Annotated in this window: 3 protein-coding genes; all 3 read right to left on the bottom strand. The window is 51.4% G+C overall.

All coding sequences use genetic code 11. The annotated features are described in order from the left end of the window. The coding region (gyrA, locus tag BOW51_RS08555) for a DNA gyrase subunit A (RefSeq protein WP_078477358.1) at positions 1 to 1,834 on the bottom strand (1,834 nt) is incomplete at its 3' end. Between the two features lie 222 nt (positions 1,835 to 2,056). After that, entirely contained in the window at positions 2,057 to 2,641 is a 585-nt protein-coding gene (mepK, locus tag BOW51_RS08545) for a peptidoglycan L,D-endopeptidase MepK (RefSeq protein ID WP_078477359.1), read from the bottom strand. Positions 2,642 to 2,872: 231 nt separating this feature from the next. Further along, the coding region (locus BOW51_RS08540) for a L,D-transpeptidase family protein (protein WP_078477356.1) at positions 2,873 to 3,602 on the bottom strand (730 nt) is incomplete at its 5' end.

Below are 3,602 nucleotides of genomic sequence, written 5' to 3'. Positions count from 1 at the left end.
TGCGTCCTGCCTGCGGTAAATCATAGACCTTTAGCCAGTAAACTCTGCCACGGCTGGTGAAACACAAAATCGTGTCGTGGGTATTGGCAACGAACAGCTTGTCGACGAAATCCTCTTCCTTGGTCTTTGTTGCAGACTTGCCTTTGCCGCCACGACGTTGTGCCTGGTAGTCGGCAAGCGGCTGTGATTTCGCATAGCCAAGGTGGGAGATGGTTACTACCATATCCTCTTCCGGAATCAGGTCCTCGGTGGTCAGATCAAGCTGATTTAAGATGATCTCGGTACGTCGTTCATCTCCGAACTGCTCCTTGATAGCGATCAGTTCATCACGAATCACCTCCATCAGGCGATCCGGGCTGGAGAGAATATTCAGCAGGGCAGCAATCCTGGCGAGAATCTCTTCATATTCCTTGAGGATTTTCTCCTGCTCGAGTCCGGTCAGCTTTTGCAGACGCAGATCAAGTATCGCCTGTGCCTGTATCTCTGTCAGTTGATATCCATCAGCCGTCAGGCCAAACTCGGCAGTCAGGTCCTCAGGGCGCGTCGACTCGGCACCGGTCTGCTGCAGCATCGCCTCGACAGCACCCGATTTCCAGGTGCGCGCCACCAGCTTCTGCTTGGCATCTGCAGGCGTTGGCGCAGCCTTGATCAGCGCAATTATCTCGTCGATGTTTGCGAGTGCAACCGCAAGACCCTCGAGGATATGTGCACGGGCACGCGCCTTGCGCAGCTCAAACAAAGTTCTGCGTGTCACTACCTCGCGGCGGTGACGCAGGAAATACTCAAGGCACTGCTTCAGATTCAGTGTGCGTGGCTGACCGTCAACCAGCGCCACCATGTTGATGCCGAAAACATTCTGCATCTGGGTGTGCTTGAAAAGGTTATTCAGGACCACTTCTGGCACTTCAGCGCGCTTCAGCTCAATGACCATGCGCATGCCGTCCTTGTCGGACTCGTCACGCAGGGCACTGATTCCTTCGAGTTTCTTGTCCTTGACCAGTTCGGCAATTTTTTCCAGCAGACGCGCCTTGTTGACCTGGTATGGCAATTCGTGCACCACGATGCGTACCCGGCCATTGTCGTGCTCTTCGAACTCGGTACGAGCGCGAATGTAGACCTTGCCACGTCCCGTATTGTAGGCGTCGACAATTCCACGTGCGCCGTTAATCAAGCCTGCAGTCGGAAAATCGGGTCCCGGAATATGTGCCATCAAACCGGCAATGTCGATGTCAGGAGTGTCGATAACAGCCACGCATGCGTCGATAGTCTCGGACAGGTTGTGTGGCGGTATATTAGTCGCCATGCCGACAGCGATACCGGCAGAGCCGTTCACCAACAGGTTTGGCAGGCGCGCCGGCAGAACGGCCGGTTCATGTTCGGATTCATCGTAGTTGGCGTTAAAGTCGACCGTCTCCTTGTCGATATCCTCGAGCATGGAGTGGGCAATTTTCGCCATGCGCACTTCGGTGTAACGCATCGCTGCCGGCGAATCGCCGTCAACCGAACCAAAGTTACCCTGACCGTCAACGAGCATGTAGCGCATTGAAAAGGGCTGCGCCATACGGACAATCGTATCGTAGACTGCGGTGTCACCATGTGGATGGTATTTACCGATGACGTCACCGACGATACGGGCAGATTTCTTGTAGGGTTTGTTCCAGTCGTTGTTAAGTTCATTCATGGCGTAAAGCACGCGCCGATGAACCGGTTTGAGGCCGTCACGAACGTCAGGCAGTGCACGCCCGACGATAACGCTCATTGCATAGTCCAGGTAGGACTGCTGCATCTCCTCCTCAAGATTAATGGGGAGTATTTCCTTGGCAAATTCACTCATGGGGGATGGTACAAACCCTCTCTGGTTGATCGATTCAGCCGATGGTTTTTATCTGTTTTTCTTATCCATTGGCAGGCTGCATTTTCAGACCGACAATCATACCATTATTTGGCTAAAAAAGCACCGTTCCGGTGTGGACTTAGGCAATCTCCGGGCAACAAAAAACCCGGTCTGAAAAACCGGGTTTTTAGAGTAAAAAAACAGCCCAGGGATGAGAGTCTGTCAGCCTCTCCAGGAGCGTACACCGCCAACGTCGAGATGGACGAAGCGGCTCTTTCCGTAATAGCCGGCACCGCCGAGCTTGAGGTCAGTGGCTGCCTTGTAAACCAGGCCTGAAGAACGGCCCGGGATCTGGATATCGACCGCCATGCCCTTCATGTGAAAGCTCTCCTTGGCTACACCCCTGCTCTTCTGGCGCAGTTTGGCATTGCTCTCGGGAGCACGATAACCGGATATCACTTCGAAAGTCTTGCCTTCAACATCAAGCTTTTTCTGCACGCTGCTGAGATAGTCAATCAGGCTCTTGTCGATTTCGCAAACCTTGTCGGTGCGATGATCTCGTAATACCTTGTTGATTTCAGCCAGTGCGTCTTTTTCATACTGCCCGTCAAACCAGTAGTCGACACTACTCTTTTCACCTGTGTGGAGGTTGTGCAGGGAGATTGAACGAACTTCTTTCGCATTAAGTGGTGTTTTTGCTGCTGCTTTGGCAACTTCAGCGGCTTCCGCCTCAGGCCCCTTGATCAACAGGGTAAACAGGTTGCGCAGCGATGAACTGATCTCTTGCAGCTCGGTCGGTGCAGCCATAGCCTGCGGAACAACGGATGTCCCAGCAAGAAGCGAGGCAGTTTGGATGAATCTGCGTCTTGGGAGATATACAGCTGTCTCTTTAGTCATAAAATCCATGAATTAATTAGTGGCATTCGAAAAAGTTCGACAAATCATATAGAAAAAAGTTTCAAGGAGCAACTATGGTATAAGTTTATATTTATGTTACCCATTGATTAAATAAGGATATGCAGTCTTAGTTGTCACTGTTTATTTTGCCGCGAGTAAGCGACGGTCCCTCTTGTAGATATCACTGAAGAACGAAATATCACCCTTCCCTTCACTCCAGGCCGTCATGTAGACCAGGTAGACAGGGATCTCACCTTTCAGGTTGACATGGCGATTGTGTGAAGATGACTCGATCATACTGGCTATTTCATCAGATGATCCGGTACCAAGAATTCTGGATGCCAATTCCAAGGGCTTCTCGATTCTGATACAACCATGGCTGAGGGCACGTTTATCCTTTCTGAAAAGCAATGGTGCACTGGTGTCATGCAGGTAGATACCATGTCGATTTGGAAAGATGAACTTTATGTCACCAAGCGCATTGCTGTTGCCCGATGATTGCACAAGCCTGTAGGGAAATTCGGAACCGGTGCCTAGATTCGCCCAGTCGACCGAGGTGTGATCAATCTCTTGCTTACTCTCCTTGTCATAAATCCGAAAACCGGCACGCTGGACATACTCTGGATCTTCATCGATCTTGGGCGCCAGTTCCTCAGCGGCAATCTTGTTCGGAACATACCAGTTGGGATTCATTACCAGGTACTTCATGTTCTGGGTAAAACTGGGCGTCTGGTTTTTAGTATCTCCAACGATGGTGCGCATTGTCAGCGGTTTTTTACCCGGCTGATGAAACCACAGTCGATAGGCTGGCACATCGACGATGACGTAACTGCTGCCAAGCTCCCTGGGCATCCAGCGCCAGCGCTCCATG

Source organism: Solemya elarraichensis gill symbiont, assembly GCF_002021095.1.
Lineage (GTDB): Bacteria > Pseudomonadota > Gammaproteobacteria > Chromatiales > Chromatiaceae.
The sequence above is the reverse complement of the archived record's forward strand: the minus strand, read 5'-3'. Positions and strand labels throughout refer to the sequence as shown.

Excerpts from the sequence above, each read along its gene's own strand:
- mepK (WP_078477359.1), bottom strand. The coding sequence starts at position 2,641 with ATGGCTGCACCGACCGAGCTGCAAGAGATCAGTTCATCGCTGCGCAAC.